Below are 16,832 nucleotides of genomic sequence, written 5' to 3'. Positions count from 1 at the left end.
TTAAGTCTAATCTAACCTTATCAAATTACCTATACAAAAAAATGCACACCTTAAAAATTTAATACCTCTCCTCCCGCCTATCCCGAAAAATCGGTATCCTGTTCCGCACCTCATCCACCTTATCCAAATCTATCTCAGACAGCACAATCCCTTCATCAGTACCACCTTCAGTAACAATTTCACCCCACGGATCAACAATCATCGACATGCCGCCAAATTCATTTTTGGGATCAGCACCAACCCTGTTACATGCAACTACATAACACTGATTTTCAATTGCACGTGCCTGTAATAATGCCCGCCAGTGATCAATACGAGGCTCAGGCCATTCTGCCACAACGTACATAACCTTCGCACCGTTTACTGCTGACTTGCGCATCCATTCCGGGAATCGTATGTCGTAGCAAATAAATCCTGCTGACGGAACACCATCCAATTCAAAATCAGCTTCATCCTGTCCTTCGACTAGATGTAAGTGTTCATCCATAAGCTGAAACAGATGCAGTTTGCTGTATTTATGAACGAGTTCACCGTTTTGATTAACTATCAGCATTGTGTTTCGCATACCATCGTCACTTAATTCAGCCACAGAACCGCCGATAATTGTAACATCCAAATCTTTTGCCATATCGCTTAAAAACTCCGTCGATGCTCTGGCGTCTTTATCGGCAAGTTCATCAAAACGCTCCAAATCATACCCTGTATCCCATAACTCCGGCAGCAAAATAATATCAGCATCCATTTGTTCAGCTTCCATAATCTTTTTGGAAACATGAGCAAAATTCACTTTCGGATCACCATAAATGACATCCATCTGAATCATTGCTATTTTTTTCTTCATAAACAAACCTCCACATCGTAATTCTTTTTCTTACTATTATAATCGAACCTCAGCAGCAAAAAGTGGCATATAGAATTATATTTTTAAAAAATGCCACCAATTCCACTTGAGAAACGATTTATAGTATACAGCATAGTTCCCTGACTCAAACCTATCATAATCGGTACATTAAAAAAATCGTCACCTCTCTGGATAACGATTTTTTTACCTTAATAATGTCCGAGTAACCCTTTTTTCATGGCATATTTTTCGCAGGCTAGGTATATTGCAATACCGATGACTCCGTAGACAACCGCGTTACCGATCAGCCAGGCAAAATCACCGATTGTGAAATCTGCCAGTGTGTAGCCTTTAATCATAACCATCCGTGTCATATCGACTCCTTTGACAAAAGGGGCGATGACCATGAATGGAGCTACGGATAACGGTACAAAAGTCAATCCGCCTACAATAAACTGCAGGATTTGCAGGAATGCGTTAATTTGCTTAAAAATAAGAGCCATTCCAGCTACGATAAAACTTGTTCCGATCATACTTGCCAGGGTTAATAGCAGAATCGGCAGGATAGTAAAGGGATTCAGGTTCAGCCATTCGCCTGCTGTTGCCATGGACACGAATAACAGAAAGACAACCAGAACAAAGTGGCTGAAGACCGTGCCCATCAATCTGGAAAGGAGTATTTTCCATGGTTGAACCGGTGACATGAATAGCTGCTCCAGCGTTCCCTTCATCGCTTCATCGGAAATCGTCCAGCCAATCGATTGCAATGTCATCATGCCGAAATACCAGAAAATATAATTGACAATGACATATTGTATGTTCGTACTGGCCTGGGCAGGATCACCAATAACCTGGATTCCGAACATCAATGCGAGAAAAATACAGTAAAATGTCAGCATAAGACTTATCGTATCTGCTTTATACCGCTTCAGTTCAACATACTCGAGCATCGTGTTGACTCGTAATACATTCCAGAATGTTGTCATGATGCCACCTCCTGTTTGACCAGTTTCATGAATACTTGTTCAAAGTTAATTTCTGTGCGGTTAATGGTTTCAATTGGTGTCTTGTTTTTATTAAAGATTTCCATAAGTTCATAGATATCTTCTTCCTGTTCGAGACTCACTTCAAGATTCAGACCATCCCATGTATGTATCGGGAATTGCAGACTTAACATATCCTGCTGCTCATCGGTCAGTTCCTCTTTTAAGTGAACATGATATGCACTCGTTTCAAACAGACGGAGCAGCTGATCAACCCGTTCATCGGCAATCACTCTGCCGGAATTAATGATGATTGTCCGCTGACATAAGTCCTGAACTACCGGCATGTCATGTGTGCTGATGATAATTGTTTTGCCTTGTTCACGAGCAACTTTTCGCAGCAGTCCACGCACCTCATACCCGGTTTCCACATCGAGTCCAAGTGTCGGTTCATCCAACAGTATCACATCGGTGTCCGCCAGCATCGCCACGCAAATCGCCAGTTTTTGCTGCATCCCGCGTGATAGATTGTTAACCAGCTCAAGTTTTTTGTCCTGCAGTTTAAACAAAGTCAGCAGTTCTTCAACACGCTGTTTAATTTCTTTTTTTGGAACTCCACGATTCCCTGCAAAATATTGAAGGTTTTCCAATACGGTCATACGCCAGTAAATGTTCCGGTTCCCTTCCAACACTGCACTGATATGTCTTAGTGCTTTATTGCGATCTTTCAGGCTGTCAAACCCGTTTATCGTAACCGATCCTTCATCAGGTACAAGCAGTCCGCAAATCATTTTAATTGTCGTTGTTTTGCCGGCGCCGTTTGGTCCAAGTAACCCGACGATTTCACCTTTGGCAACTTCAAAAGAAACCCCTTTAACGGCAACGAATTCTTCTTTGGATTTTCGTTTTTTATACTTTTTCTTAAGACCATCCACTGTAATAATACTTTCCATGTTCCAATGCCCCTTCCAATCTTTGTTAATTCCATTATACTGATTCTTTCGAATAATACATCAGTCGATTGATGTTTTCTTGCTCGGTCTTAAGGATGAGATAACGAAAGCCGGGAAAAATGAAGCTGAAAAGACTCTGCTAATTCCCGGGACCGCCCGGCAAAAATACACGAACAAATTGTGAACTTCAGCGAAAAGGTTGTGAACTTCAGCGGATTCTGTGAACACTTCAGCGGATTTCGCATAAACTTCAGCGGATTCTGTGACAATTTCAGCGAAAACGCACTTACTCCTACAGGTCAAGTTCGAATAACCACCTTGGTACCAATTAACCACCGCTGCCCATCCAAGTCACATAACATAAAAAAAGCCATGCAGCGCACGAACTGCATGACTCTTTTAAACTTATTTCATTTCCGCTCGTTCTTTCTCGCTAAACACCCTGGATCTCGTCAGGAACCGTTTCCCCTCGGGTCCTTCGAGTGAAAACATCCCGCCGCGTCCATCAACAGCATCAATGATCAGCTGGGTATGTTTCCAATATTCGTATTGATCTTTTGACATATAGAAAGGTGTTTCGCCGATTTCGCCCAGAAGCACATCTGATTCACCAACACGAAATTCGCCTCGTGGATAGCACATTGGTGAGCTGCCGTCACAACAGCCGCCTGATTGGTGGAACATAAGCGGTCCGTGTGTTTCAATTAGCGTGTTGATCAATTGAAGTGCTTCGTCCGTTGCTGTTACCCGTTCAACCATTTTTCACACCCTTTCTACTTAAAATCTTTCCGTATAATATATGCGTTAACCCCCTGTAAGCTGCAATATTTTAAAAGAATCCTGCAACATCTTCACTATAGCTGATTAACAGGTTCTTCGTTTGCTGGTAATGGTCAAGCATCATTTGGTGATTTTCACGTCCGATACCGGATTTCTTATAGCCGCCGAATGCAGCATGTGCTGGGTACTGGTGATAGCAGTTAGTCCAGACACGGCCTGCCTCAATGCCACGGCCAAAACGATATGCCGTATTAATATTTCGTGTCCATACGCCTGCACCAAGTCCGTACAATGTATCATTTGCGATTTCCATTGCTTCATCATCATCTTTAAAGGTTGTAACCGACAGCACCGGTCCAAAAATTTCTTCCTGGAAAACACGCATTTTGTTGTCACCTTTAAAGATGGTCGGCTCAATATAGTAACCGTCAGCCATCTCGCCATCAAGCTGATTCACGTTACCGCCGACAAGGACTTCCGCACCCTCCTGCTTGCCAATATCCAGATACGATTTGATTTTTTCCATTTGTTCCATAGAAGCCTGTGCACCCATCATCGTGTCGGTATCGAGTGGATGGCCGATGTTGATTTCCTTTACTCGCTTAATTGCCCGCTCCATAAATTCATCATATATCGATTCATGGACCAAAGCCCTTGATGGACATGTACAAACTTCACCCTGGTTCAGTGCAAACATAACGAGTCCTTCGATTGTTTTATCCAAAAATCCGTCATCTTTGTCCATGACATCCGGGAAGAAAATATTCGGCGACTTTCCGCCAAGTTCCAATGTAACCGGAATAATATTTTCCGAAGCATACTGCATAATCAGACGTCCAGTCGTAGTTTCACCTGTAAAGGCAATTTTGGAAATACGGCTGTTTGATGCCAGTGGTTTCCCTGCTTCCACGCCAAAACCATTCACAACGTTTAAAACACCAGCCGGCAAAAGATCCTTTATAAGATCAAGCAGCACATGAATCGAAGCAGGCGTTTGCTCTGCTGGTTTCAATACAACACAGTTACCGCTGGCAAGTGCCGGCGCCAGTTTCCACGTTGCCATCAGAATCGGGAAGTTCCACGGAATAATCTGCCCGACAACACCTAGCGGCTCATGAAAATGGTATGCCACTGTGTCATTATCAATCTGACTGATTCCGCCTTCCTGTGCACGAATCGCTCCGGCAAAATAACGGAAGTGGTCAATTGCCAGCGGGATGTCTGCATTCAATGGTTCCCGGACTGCCTTACCGTTGTCCCATGTTTCAGCAACAGCCAGCGTCTCCAGATTTTCCTCCATGTGATCGGCAATCTTATTTAAAATATTCGCGCGTTCTGCCACGGACGTTTTTCCCCAAGCGTCTTTAGCAGCATATGCCGCATCAACTGCCGCTTCCACGTCCTCCTTTGTCGAACGGGCGAGTGAACAAAAAACTTTTCCTGTAACAGGACTTACATTCTCAAAATATTTCCCGTTGGCAGGCGGTCTGTACTCCCCTCCTATATAGTTGTCATACCGTTCCTGAAATGTTACTTTTGCCCCTTCTGTATTTGGATTTGCATATCTCATCCAAATCATTCCTCCTCTTCTTTTTTGTAAACGCTTACAAACAAATGATGAAGGATACTTGATGGAGTCTCTATTTTAGATTATATCAATAATTTTTGAATTATGACAACTGTTTGAAACTTTTTATTTGAAAATTATGTATCATTGTTGTTGATTTCCGTTCCTGACACTCGCTTTCCACGGATCCAAATCGCCCAATATTTCATATAAAATTCATACCCATTAAATAAACCAGCCTCTTTAAAAGAAGCTGGTTCACATAGGCTGAATCCATATAGTAAAAGACGCCAGTTTCCCGGCGCCAAAACAATTATAAAAAGATGCCTTCTCTGACATCCTGGATCTAAAAATATTAATATTTTTTTCTGGCTTCAGCTTAATACCGTGTTGTTTACTTCAACTCCGGCAAGATACGTACTTCCTGTTCCATTGAAGATTTACATAATGGACATTCAGGCTCTTCTTCAAAACTGTATGATTCTCTCATCCAACCTGAACAGTCTCCATTTGAGCAAGACCACACATTGGTTTCCACTTCCTTAACGGGTTCTTTTGGTCCACGTGAAAACGACATGACAGCATCCCCTTTCAAGGTACTCATTCCATTATACTCCTTTATGACTAATAAAGGAAGGGAACAGGCTCATATTAATCCATTTTAACCATTAATCGGCTAAAAAATACCTGCAGGACATGCCGTTTTCACCACAACCCATTACACCACAAATCGCTCTATAGCTTTGGCAACCCCATCATTATTGTTCGTATCAGTCACATAGTCCGCAACTTTTTTGATTGCTTCCTGTCCATTGCCCATCGCAACACCAATGCCGGACTGCTGGATCGCTTTTATATCATTCAGGCTGTCACCAATCGATATGACATTGTTCATGGAAATACCAATTTCATCACACACTTTTCTTAGAGCACTTGCTTTGTTTACCCCTATTGGATTCACTTCAATGTTCGTTGGCAGCGAATTGGTAAGCTCAAGCTCCTCATAATGGGATAATTCTTCAACTATTTCATCAAGTTTTTTTGTATCAAGTGAATCACAGCCGAATTTCAGCCATTCATGGGCAAAAAAATCCTCAGGTCCCTTCTCGCGCCAAACACGATCTGTTGAGACCATCCAGATATTCACTCCCATTTGCTCGGCCAATTCGTACATCATTTTCACGCGTTCCGGATGAAGCTGATACTCATCAATCAGATTTCTTTCCATCGTCCATATTTGACCGCCATTAACCGTGATCAGGTATGAATCAAGCTTAAGCGATTCCGCATACGGAAAACAAGATTCCAGCCAGCGCCCTGTACTCAGTACGACGTGTACATCTTTTTCCAGTGCTTTGGCAATCACTTCTTTTGTGTAGTCCGAAATTTCCTCTTCACTGTTTAATAACGTTCCATCCATATCCAATGCGATCAATTTAATTTTATCCATTTATACGCTCCTCTTCTCCAGTTACTCCTTTATCAAATATCCTTGTTGTCACAAACGGGATAAGCAGTAAAATTAATATGATAAAAAATAATAACTCTATATTGTACATATCAACAATCAGCCCGCCAAGAAACGGTCCCGTCATCCGGCCGGCTGCACCGACACTGTTGACAATTCCCTGATAGAAACCGGCCCGTCCAGCCGGAGCCAAATCATTTGCCAACGTAGGTACTGCAGGCCATACAAGCATTTCACCTATTGTTAAAATAACCATTGCCACTGCAAAAAATGTAAAATCCTCAGCAAACATCACAATCACAAATGAACCTATGAAAATAATAGTTCCAAGATATATTTGCAATTTCAGCGATGTAATCTTCCCTGTTATCCATTTTATCAGAGGTTGTCCACCGACTATAAGCAAACCATTTATTGTCCATAATGTGCTGTACAGATCAAGTGGAATCCCTAAATTCTGGGTATGTGATGCAATTGTCGACTGCCATTGGCTGTACGCAATCCAGCTGATAAGCAATCCGCTGCACAAAATAAGCAAAGCAACAAACGCGGATTTATCCTGGATTTTTTTCCCCTGTTCCAGAACCGTTGTATGCATTTGATGATTCTGTTCTTTGTCCATCGGTTTATACGTTAAAACAACCATTAATAAAAAAATACCAAATAACGCCGCATTCGCGATAAATATGTAATCAAATGAGATGCTTGCAACATAACCACCGATTGATGCTCCAAGCGCTACACCCAGATTTCGGGCAACGTAAATAGCATTAAACGTGCGCCTGCCTCCTTCCGGCCAGACTGAACCAGCCATCGCAAACATAACCGGCCACGTCATTCCTGATCCAAAGCCTATCAGCACAAGTAAAATGGAATATGGTACGATACTGTGAAAGAATGCCAGGATGATTGCTGAAATAAAGGCAGTTCCCGTACCAATCAGAATTGTTTTGTATGCACTGAATTTATCAAACAGCATCCCGCCAATCAAATTTCCGCCAATGGAGGCACCCTGGTTAAACATCAAAATGAACCCGGCAAAAGCTAGACTTTTACCGAGCTCATTGTGCATATAAATCGTGTTCAACGGCCACAAAAAGGATGCGCCGGTTACATTAATTGTCGTCCCGATTACTAACAGCCAAACATATTTAGGCAATCCGATCACCCATTTTTCCAAATCTCAGCTCATTTTAATACATTTCGGGAGTCTAATCAATGTTATTGCACCTTATTCATTCGAATCATGAAAATAATAATTGTAACAACTGGAACAACTATTACGAAGAAAATAAAGCTCATGCCAAGCCCTGTCCCGCTTTTGGCAGACTGCACCATACCCCACGCAATATAGGATAAAATCGCAACCATTTCGAAGTTAATCGTCGCCATAAATGTACGTGCCAGGGGATACAGCCTTGGTGCGTTTTCCTCAGTTATCTCTACCGTATAGTTATATACATGCGGTGCTTTTGTTACAAAATACATGATAATAAATGAAACCAGTGCAACCCCCGGCATGATCAGAACGGTTACCTTGTTTCCCCAGTCATCTGCCTCACCCTGGGCATTAAAGTGGGTCGGGACTTTTTCCGGCAAACTGTTATACGCCATGACGACATATACTATTAAACTAATAAGTAAGATTACGGATAAGAAATTAAAAAGCTTTTCCCACTTTGTAGCGGGAACCTTGATTTTCGGATGCTTTTTCATTGTATTCTCCTCTCTATTATCGGAATTGCTCCAGCTGGTATAGAAATTTCTCTATTTTTCTTGCTCTCTCCTGCGCTTCATCTACCGATATCGGCGTGAAGCGGATTTCCCCTTGTGGAATCAGCTGGGCGATTTTAGGCAGATCACTTGATATGACGGTGCCAATCCGCGGGTAGCCCCCGGTCGTCTGCCTGTCAGCCATCAGGATTATCGGCATTCCGTTTTTGGGTACCTGAATCCCGCCAAACGGCACCGCATCAGACCAGATGTCCATGTTTTTTTCATGGGTGACTTGCTTCGACTTCAGACGGTATCCCATCCGGTTGGAATTGGCATCAACAATATGGGTTGTGTTGAAAAAAATATATCGGCCTTCTTTCGTAAAAGAATCCGTGTGTGGCCCCTCTATAACGGCTACTTCAATCGACTTTTCGTATGTAGGGGTAATTGAAATGCCAACACCGTGTTTTGACTGGACTGGAAATCCGTAAATCGAATCATCACCCGCAAGCGAACGGCCAAACCCACTGTTCACATCTGTCGACTGACTATGGAAAAAGGCTGGAGCGCCAAACCCGCCTGCCACTGCGATATAAGCCCGTACACCCGATTGATGCTTCCCAAACGTTAATTGGTCACCAGGCTCCATTTTAAACGACTTCCACATTTGAATCGGCTTGTTGTTGAGTTTAGGCTCGAGTGCTGCACCGGTAATAGCAACTGTTATCGGGTGGGGCGCAGTCATTTCAAGCTGCGGGCCGACCAGTGTCACCTCCAGACAGACTTTGTTGCGTGGGTTGCCAGCAAGAATGTTAGCGATTTGCAATGCATATGTATCCATCGCCCCCGAAACAGGCACACCATATTTTTGATAGCCGGTTCTGCCCAGATCCTGGAACGTCGTCAGGACACCGGGCTTGATGACATGAAATATTTTTTGGCTTTGCATAATATCACCACTTGGTATTTTTTGCTCTGGTCTTGTGCAATTCTATTCGGGTCGGGGCTGCTATTGCGCGAGTTTGGGTGCACATTGCGCGAGTTTTCCTGCTGTCGCGCAAGTTAAGCCGCTTATTGCGCGAGTCCTCCCTGTTATCGCGCGGGTTTGGACCCTCTTTGCGCGAGTCCTCTCCACTGTCGCGCGGGATGGATTGGTTCTTACTCGAATTTCGATAGCTGTCACGCAAGTTGGGATAGTTGTTCCCCGACTTTATTATGCTCTCTCCCGAGTTTTTAATTTTAAAATATTTCCATTGACATTTTGTATTCCCGCACGTTTCTCAAAATCCCATGCAAAAACTAATCCACATCCCCAATCGCAGCAACTTCAAGCCCCTTACGCTCCAGCGCCTTACGTAACTGCTCCGCAAACTGAACAGCATTCTTGCCATCCCCATGAACACAAATTGTATCCGCCTCTAAACCAATCAGTTCACCTGTAACAGCACGAACGACACCATCATTCACCATCCGCTCCACCTGCGCAATTGCCTCAGCCACGTCTTCAATAACCGCTCCTGTATCCTCTCGTGGTGTCAAACTTCCATCCGCCTGATATGACCGATCAGCGAAAGCCTCCGATGCAACTTGCAAGCCGACACCCCGACCGGCATCAAGCAACTCACTTCCGGCTAATCCGAAAAGAATTAATCCGTGGTCAACATCATAAACGGCACGGGCAATCGCATCCGCCGCAGCACGATTCCGGCCCGCCAGATTATACAATGCACCATGCGGTTTTACATGTTGCATCCAGACATCATGAATCCTGCAGAATGCCTGTAATCCACCAATTTGATGAACGACCATCCGGTAAATTTCATCCGGGGAAAAATCGATCATCCGCCGACCAAAGCCGGATATATCAGGAAAGCCTGGGTGTGCGCCGACAGCTACTCCATGTTCTTTTGCCAAGCGAACCGTTGTGTCCATCACTGTGGGGTCACCGGCATGGGCGCCGCATGCAATATTTGCTGATGTGACGTGTTTAAGAAGCTCCTCGTCCGAACCGATTATGTACGCACCAAAGCTTTCCCCCATATCACAGTTCATATCAACGCGTTTTGCCATCGTTAACCACCCTCCCTTTGCCGATTGCCGCCAATTCATCTTCTGACACCTCATAAAATCGCACCCGGTCACCGGCACGAAATAAAAAAGTATCCTCACGGTTCCTTTCAAATAATGTTAAAGGTGTTTTTCCGATGATATTCCAACCTCCTGGTGAATCAAGCGGATAAATTCCTGTCTGTTCATGTGCGATTCCGACCGCGCCGGCCGCCACCTTGGCGCGGGGTTCTTCCAGACGTGGTGTGGCAATTCGTTTATCCAAACCGCCTAAATACGGAAAACCAGGCAGGAAACCCAGCATATAAACGGAATAATCTCCCTCACAATGAATGGACACAACTTCATCCGGCGTCAGCCCGTTCACTTCTGCAACACGTTCCAGATCAGGTCCATAATCACCGCCGTACAAAACCGGTACGGACACACAGCGTGGCTCGATTTCAGCCGCTTCAATCGTCATTTGTTGGATCTGATGCATTTTTTCACAGCATTCCTGGTAACTTAAGGAATGCGGTTCATAATAAATCGTTACTGAATCAAATGCAGGAACCCATTCAATCATTCCCGGAAGCGGAGCACATTCCTCCATTTTCCGGCAAAAAAGCTGGACTTCCCTATTCAATTCAGGTAACAAAGCATCCGAAAATTCAATTTTAATCGCAGCATCACCAATTGCCTGTAAGGAATAATTCATCCGACTTCCTCCAATAATAACCCTATTATAGAAATAATAGCATATATTCTACTTACGGGTAACAGTACCTCCTGGGAAAACGCATACATATTCGACGTTTTGTTTAGGCCCAAATTGGAAAAATAACTATGGAAAGGAGGATGCATTATGATAACCAGCACGTGGAACTGGTTGTGGGATAAGCACGACCAGGCAAAAGATTTATTGAGCTTTTTTGTCCGACCGAATTCTTCAAGCCTCGGTTCGGGAAGCAGTACAACTGCAGAAGGTACTTCAGGCAATAACGGTGGTGGTGACAAACGATCGTACAGCCCGAGACAGTTTATCGGACTTTTTTTAGGCCCTATTCTTTTTGTACTTACATTATTATTTTTCCAGCCTGAAGGATTGTCTGATGCCGCGCAGGCCATTTTAGCAAGTACCATTTGGATTGCTGTCTGGTGGATTACCGAAGCAATTCCAATTCCGGCAACATCACTATTGCCGATTATTCTTTTCCCGCTGACAGGCGGTTTGGACGTTGGTCTGACGACATCTTCGTATGGTGACGACACCATTTTCCTGTTTATGGGCGGGTTTATGATCGCACTGGCAATGGAAAAATGGAATCTCCATAAGCGAATTGCCTTATCAATTATTTCTGTAATCGGGACGAACACCGAACGAATCATTCTCGGATTCATGGTAGCTACGGGATTTTTATCAATGTGGATTTCCAATACAGCAACAGCCATGATGATGGTGCCGATTGGTCTGGCGATTATTTACCAGGTGTCGGAATCGTTAAAAGATAACGATGAGATTGACACGTCAAAAGAAAACTTTGGCTTCGGAAAAGCACTGATGCTGAGTATCGCCTATTCTGCGTCAATCGGCGGTATCGCCACACTGATTGGGACACCACCGAACACTGTGCTGGCAGGCACGATTAATAATCTGTATGGTATCGAACTATCATTTGCAAAATGGATGCTTTTCGGTGTTCCGGTTGCCTGGATCTTTATTTTTATCGCGTGGTTTTATTTAGTAAAAATAGCCTATCCATTGAAATTGAAGCAATTACCGGGTGGTCGGGAAGTTATCCATTCCCAAAAGAAAGATCTTGGAGCTCCATCGTTTGAGGAAAAAGCGGTTTTCGTCGTGTTTGTCGCGGCAGCCCTGTCATGGATCAGCCGCTCGTTTATTTTGGCAGAAATCAATGAGAATATTGGTGACGCAACGATCGCTATGACTGCCGCTATTATTTTATTTATCATTCCTGCTAAAAATAAAGCAGGTGATAAACTCCTGGATTGGGATACTGCGGTAAAACTTCCGTGGGGAATCCTGCTGCTGTTCGGCGGAGGTCTTGCGATTGCTTCCGGATTTAAAGAGTCGGGACTGTCGGAGTGGATTGGTAACCAGTTGAGTGTCCTTGAAGGTGTGAATATATTCATTATCCTGATCGTTGTTGCTGCATTGGTTATTTTCCTGACCGAAATAACATCAAATACGGCAACCGCTTCGATGATGTATCCAATCATGGCATCACTGGCCGTTGCGTTGGGTGTGCATCCTTACGCCGTCATGATTGCAGCCGGTGTAGCCGCATCATGTGCATTCATGCTGCCTGTTGCAACCCCGCCAAACGCCGTTGTTTTCGGTTCCGGCTATTTACGTATACCGGACATGGCGAAAGCAGGTATAGCACTTAATATTCTTGGTGTAATCATTGTTACACTCGCCATTTACTTCCTGCTGCCTGCCGTATGGGGACTTAACCTGACTGAAATTCCGGATATGATGAAACAGTAACATACAAGCGGCTGGGACAAAAATGTTTTATCAAAAACAGAAACCGAACATAGTGGAAATGGTGTATAAAACTGCTCCGGGAATATACTTCGCTTTCACACCTCCGGGTACCAAGGCGACATCTGCTCAAAAAGTGCATTTTCGCAGTGTCTTCTTAGCCGGGGACGGCTGGTGAGCCTCCCCCAGGAGTCTACGTATATTCCCTCCGCTGTTTCCATACATTGTTCGTCTTTTGTGCAACACTTTTTTGTTATGTCCCAGCTTCATTATCTGGATATGACCTTTACAAATGCAAAGTAAATAACCGGCAGGCTGGAAATCAGCAACACAAGTCCGGTCCAGCCGGTCAAGCTCCAGACTGGCCCAAGCGCTGAACTGCCGAGCGTGACACCAATATAATAGGAAACAAGATACAAACTCGACGCACTTCCCTTATGGTGAGTCGCCTGTTCACTGACCGATGCTGCTGTCAGGGAATGTGCGGTAAAGAATCCAAGACAGGTCACACAAAGCCCTGTAACGATTAACCAAAAGGATGGACTCAATGTCATGAACATTCCCACAGAAAGGACGATTATTCCTGATATCCGAACCGGGCTTAACCCAACTTTCCCTGCGAGCCAGCCGGCAAGTGGTGAGCCGACAACACCTAATCCATAAGCAAAAAACGTATAAGAAATTACTGCAAGCGACAATGAAAAAGGCGGCTCCTGCAAATAAAACGGCAAGTATGTCCATAACCCGGTGAACGAAAACTGCAGAACAACGCCGAGTCCAAACGCAAGCAGTAAGGCAGGATTTTTTAAATGGAACACAAAGCCTTCCATGTCACGGGAAAACGTCTCATTACTCGGTGTAAAGAATCGTGATTTCGGCAGCATGAAAAATACTGCCGCCAAAATAACTACGCCAACTGCGGCAAAAAAATAAAACGCCATTTCCCAGGAAAAGTGGTCAGTAATATACCCGGTTAACACGCGCCCCATCATCCCTCCAAGCGCATTGCTGGATATATAGAGGGCCGTTGCTACATGTACACTTCTCCGGTCAATTTCCTCACTGAGATAAGCAAGTGTTGCAGCAGGCAGGCCTGCCAAAGCAAAGCCCTGTATAAGCCGCAAAATAAGTAAAATATAAAACGAATCAGTCAGCGGAATTAACAAAAACGGCAGAACCGACCCTGCCAGTGAAAAATTGATAAAAACGGTTCGTCCATTCCGGTCAGAAAGAAAGCCCAAAACGACCAGGCCGACAATTAAGCCAACAATCGTAAGGGACAGTGCAAGACTCGATTCAGAAACAGTTACTCCGAATTCTTTTACAAATACTGGGAGAAGCGGCTGTACCGAATACATGCTGGCAAACACAAAAAATGAAGCCAAGGCCAGGCTTAACGTGATCCGCCAAAAATATAAATCTCTGATTGTGTATGCTCGTTGCTGCATTGCGCTCACATCCAAAAGTTATTCATCCAGTACATACTTGTTTCGACCAGCACCCATACCAAAAATAAACACCAGTACAGATACGCCGATTAATGTCAAAAGTGGTGTCGTCCAGACATGTGTGATGTCATATAAATACCCGATTAACATCGGACCGACTGCTGCCAGCGTGTAGCCAAAAGACTGCGCCATCCCCGATAATTCAGCAGCATCCCGTGCATTACGGGCCCGCATTCCCAGGAAAGCAAGCGCCAGTGCAAAGCTGCCGGCAAGCGTAATCCCGATTAATATGGTGCTGATAACCATTACCGTAAACGATTCCCCAATCAGCAGGCTGCCATAACCTCCAATTGCACATGCGACCATAACGAACACGATGACACGCTGTGACTTTAGCTTACCGGCAATTACCGGAACGAGAAAGCTTGCCGGTAATCCAATAAACTGCATAAACGAAAGCATCCATCCGGCCGTCGCCATCGAAACACCATAGTCATGCAAAATTTCCGGCAGCCATGAAATCGTTACATAAAATAAAAACGACTGCAGTCCCATAAAACATGCCACCTGCCATGCAAGCGGTGACTTCCACATGCGATTGCTGCCCACATCCACATATTTCATTTCTGCATCTCTGTCTGCTTTATCTTTTTTCGAAATATAGATCCAGATAATGACGCCAAGAATTGCCGGGATGGTCCAGAACAGCAATGCCAGCTGCCACCCCATATCGAACCCACGGGCAAATGGTATACTTAACCCGGAAGCTGTCGCAGCAAAAATCCCCATTGATGTTGAGTAGACACTGGTCATTAACCCGACCTTAGCCGGGAATTTCTCCTTAACCACTCCAGGTAAAAGCACATTACAGATTGCGATCCCGAGCCCGACAAATAACGTACCGATAAACAACAATGACACGAGGGAAATCGAACGAACAGAGATACCCAATAAAAGAAGAACAAGACCCAGCAATAAGGTCCGTTCATTTGAAAATCGATTCCCAAGCTTCGGTGCTACTGGTGACATGATCGCAAACGCAACCAGCGGCAAACTCGTCAAAATCCCCGCACTCCAGTTGGAAAGGCCCACATCATCACGGATAATGCCTATCAACGGTCCTACCGAGGTAATCGCCGGTCGTAAATTAAACGCTACGATTATAATTCCTGCTACAAGCAGCAGAAAATAATATAATTGCTTTGTATTTTGCTTTGATTGTTCATCTGTCATTAAAAATGTTCCTTCCAAAAAGTTCTACCTATTAATATAGCATAAACGCAGCATCGAATTTAACAAATCGGCCTTTTAAAATTAATTCCACAAAAATAGAGGGACGCATAGTACACGTCCCCCCATTATAATGTGAAATATTGCCCAGGAAATAATTATCGAATCCTGTGGAAAGAACCTTGGATCATCCCAAGCCATTCAGCAGTTCAAATTATCGCGATATCTAGCTGGCAGTTTCATCCCAGCTTTCCATAGTTCGAAGCGAGTTGTCCCGCTTCAGCAAATGATCCATAAGAATATTGCTATAGAACCATTTCCACCGGTTAACCATCATCCGTGATTGAACCTTTTCCCATAAAAATTGGGATTTCGGTGAATCTGTCAATGTCTGTTTTATATCACCATTAAATACTTCAACCAGAAACTTGTCCTTGCTGAATCGCCCTGAATTTTTCAGTTTCATTTCAGCCAACCGGATTTCAATCTGGTTATTAGCGTATGTATGAAATGCACCTTGCGAAGTATCAAATATGTTATATGCATTCCACAACGCAACCAAACCCTCCTGATAATATTCACCATACTGGTCATAAATACCTAGTTTGTGAATAAAAAAATTAACCCAATCCTCGTGCTGTTCCAAAACCTCGATGAATGAAAGTAACTCAACTTTTTTCATGTTCTCCCTTCTTTCGATGTTTTTTGCCCCCAATACTATTATACACTATGGGGAATTCCAGCCTCGATTCTGCAAATATTGTCGAATGTCAATATCACAACCCTTATCTATGTAAAATAATGTCGAATAATGTAGCTTTATGACGTTTTCCGGGTAAATAAGGTCGTAATTTTTCCAATATAATACATATTTCAATCAAAATGAAAAAATTTGTATTTTTTGTGAACATTGTATAAATAAATCAAGCGGGGTACACAAAAAAATATTGTTTTTTCTGATAGTTTGTGCTAAGGATTCTTTTTCCTTTTCAGTAAGCTTGTATGTGGTATAATATAGGCAGAAATATGCATATAATAAAAAGACCACAGCTGCAACTGTGGTCCTATGATAAGCGGTTCCCCCAGGGGATCAGCTATCCTGCAGAATAGACCTCCACCAACTGCGTTTTGACGGGTTATCAGGGAGGTCTATTTTCTGTTGATCATTTCAACAACCAGCGTCAGAAATCCAATCATTAAGGTACCAAACCCAATCAGTACCATAAGCACTTCAAAAATGTTCAAAGGCTTCACCCCCTTTGACTAAGGGTTAGCCGACCCATTCCCTAAA

The 16,832-nt window shown here is 43.8% G+C and carries 17 protein-coding genes; 1 reads left to right on the top strand and 16 read right to left on the bottom strand.

Annotated elements, in window-relative coordinates:
* Positions 1-58: 58 nt before the first annotated feature.
* The 12 genes from G6R02_RS04515 to pxpB all read right to left on the bottom strand — a co-directional run bounded on the left by G6R02_RS04515 (position 59) and on the right by pxpB (position 11,072).
* On the bottom strand, positions 59-841 hold the full coding sequence (locus tag G6R02_RS04515) for a carbon-nitrogen family hydrolase (RefSeq protein WP_164668049.1): 783 nt from the start codon (positions 839-841) through the stop codon (positions 59-61).
* Positions 842-1,050: 209 nt separating this feature from the next.
* A complete protein-coding gene (locus G6R02_RS04510) occupies positions 1,051-1,827 on the bottom strand; it encodes an ABC transporter permease (RefSeq protein ID WP_164668048.1) in 777 nt (258 codons plus the stop codon).
* Positions 1,824-2,777 carry an ABC transporter ATP-binding protein gene (locus G6R02_RS04505; RefSeq protein WP_164668047.1) on the bottom strand — a complete coding sequence of 318 codons (954 nt, stop codon included), beginning with the start codon at positions 2,775-2,777 and terminating at the stop codon, positions 1,824-1,826. The genes G6R02_RS04510 and G6R02_RS04505 overlap by 4 nt, the downstream gene beginning before the upstream one ends.
* Positions 2,778-3,182: 405 nt before the next feature.
* Positions 3,183-3,536, bottom strand: coding sequence for a DUF779 domain-containing protein (locus G6R02_RS04500; protein WP_164668046.1), 354 nt, complete (start codon positions 3,534-3,536; stop codon positions 3,183-3,185).
* Between the two features lie 70 nt (positions 3,537-3,606).
* Positions 3,607-5,127, bottom strand: coding sequence for an aldehyde dehydrogenase (adh, locus tag G6R02_RS04495; RefSeq protein ID WP_164668045.1), 1,521 nt, complete (start codon positions 5,125-5,127; stop codon positions 3,607-3,609).
* Between the two features lie 391 nt (positions 5,128-5,518).
* A complete protein-coding gene (locus tag G6R02_RS04490; protein WP_164670319.1) occupies positions 5,519-5,701 on the bottom strand; it encodes a cold-shock protein in 183 nt (60 codons plus the stop codon).
* Between the two features lie 141 nt (positions 5,702-5,842).
* Positions 5,843-6,574, bottom strand: coding sequence for a Cof-type HAD-IIB family hydrolase (locus G6R02_RS04485; protein ID WP_164668044.1), 732 nt, complete (start codon positions 6,572-6,574; stop codon positions 5,843-5,845).
* Positions 6,567-7,751 carry an MDR family MFS transporter gene (locus G6R02_RS04480; protein WP_164670317.1) on the bottom strand — a complete coding sequence of 395 codons (1,185 nt, stop codon included), beginning with the start codon at positions 7,749-7,751 and terminating at the stop codon, positions 6,567-6,569. Before G6R02_RS04480 ends, G6R02_RS04485 begins: the two co-directional genes overlap by 8 nt.
* A gap of 62 nt (positions 7,752-7,813) precedes the next feature.
* On the bottom strand, positions 7,814-8,308 hold the full coding sequence (locus G6R02_RS04475; protein WP_164668043.1) for a DUF1648 domain-containing protein: 495 nt from the start codon (positions 8,306-8,308) through the stop codon (positions 7,814-7,816).
* 16 nt (positions 8,309-8,324) lie between these two features.
* A complete protein-coding gene (locus G6R02_RS04470) occupies positions 8,325-9,257 on the bottom strand; it encodes a 5-oxoprolinase subunit C family protein (RefSeq protein ID WP_164668042.1) in 933 nt (310 codons plus the stop codon).
* A gap of 350 nt (positions 9,258-9,607) precedes the next feature.
* Positions 9,608-10,378: a LamB/YcsF family protein gene (locus G6R02_RS04465; protein ID WP_164668041.1), complete on the bottom strand. Its 771-nt coding sequence runs from the start codon at positions 10,376-10,378 to the stop codon at positions 9,608-9,610.
* Positions 10,362-11,072 carry a 5-oxoprolinase subunit PxpB gene (gene pxpB / locus G6R02_RS04460; protein WP_164668040.1) on the bottom strand — a complete coding sequence of 237 codons (711 nt, stop codon included), beginning with the start codon at positions 11,070-11,072 and terminating at the stop codon, positions 10,362-10,364. Before pxpB ends, G6R02_RS04465 begins: the two co-directional genes overlap by 17 nt.
* 147 nt (positions 11,073-11,219) lie before the next feature.
* On the opposite strand from pxpB, the gene G6R02_RS04455 reads away from it, so the two are divergent.
* The gene (locus G6R02_RS04455; protein ID WP_164668039.1) at positions 11,220-12,866 is read left to right on the top strand and encodes an SLC13 family permease; all 1,647 of its coding nucleotides are present in this window, start codon (positions 11,220-11,222) and stop codon (positions 12,864-12,866) included.
* Between the two features lie 266 nt (positions 12,867-13,132).
* Here G6R02_RS04455 and G6R02_RS04450 read toward each other — a convergent pair whose 3' ends face one another.
* The 4 genes from G6R02_RS04450 to G6R02_RS04435 all read right to left on the bottom strand — a co-directional run bounded on the left by G6R02_RS04450 (position 13,133) and on the right by G6R02_RS04435 (position 16,786).
* Positions 13,133-14,311: an MFS transporter gene (locus G6R02_RS04450; protein WP_164668038.1), complete on the bottom strand. Its 1,179-nt coding sequence runs from the start codon at positions 14,309-14,311 to the stop codon at positions 13,133-13,135.
* A gap of 18 nt (positions 14,312-14,329) precedes the next feature.
* A complete protein-coding gene (locus G6R02_RS04445) occupies positions 14,330-15,544 on the bottom strand; it encodes a CynX/NimT family MFS transporter (protein ID WP_164670316.1) in 1,215 nt (404 codons plus the stop codon).
* Between the two features lie 223 nt (positions 15,545-15,767).
* Complete coding sequence (locus tag G6R02_RS04440) at positions 15,768-16,223, bottom strand: hypothetical protein (RefSeq protein ID WP_164668037.1); 456 nt, start codon at positions 16,221-16,223, stop codon at positions 15,768-15,770.
* A 467-nt stretch (positions 16,224-16,690) separates the two neighbouring features.
* Complete coding sequence (locus tag G6R02_RS04435; protein ID WP_164668036.1) at positions 16,691-16,786, bottom strand: putative holin-like toxin; 96 nt, start codon at positions 16,784-16,786, stop codon at positions 16,691-16,693.
* Positions 16,787-16,832: the final 46 nt, after the last annotated feature.

It is taken from the genome of Virgibacillus doumboii, from assembly GCF_902806455.1.
Classification (GTDB): Bacteria; Bacillota; Bacilli; order Bacillales; family Amphibacillaceae; genus Lentibacillus; species Lentibacillus doumboii.
Note: the sequence above shows the minus strand (reverse complement) of the source record. Positions and strands in the feature narration are given on the sequence as shown.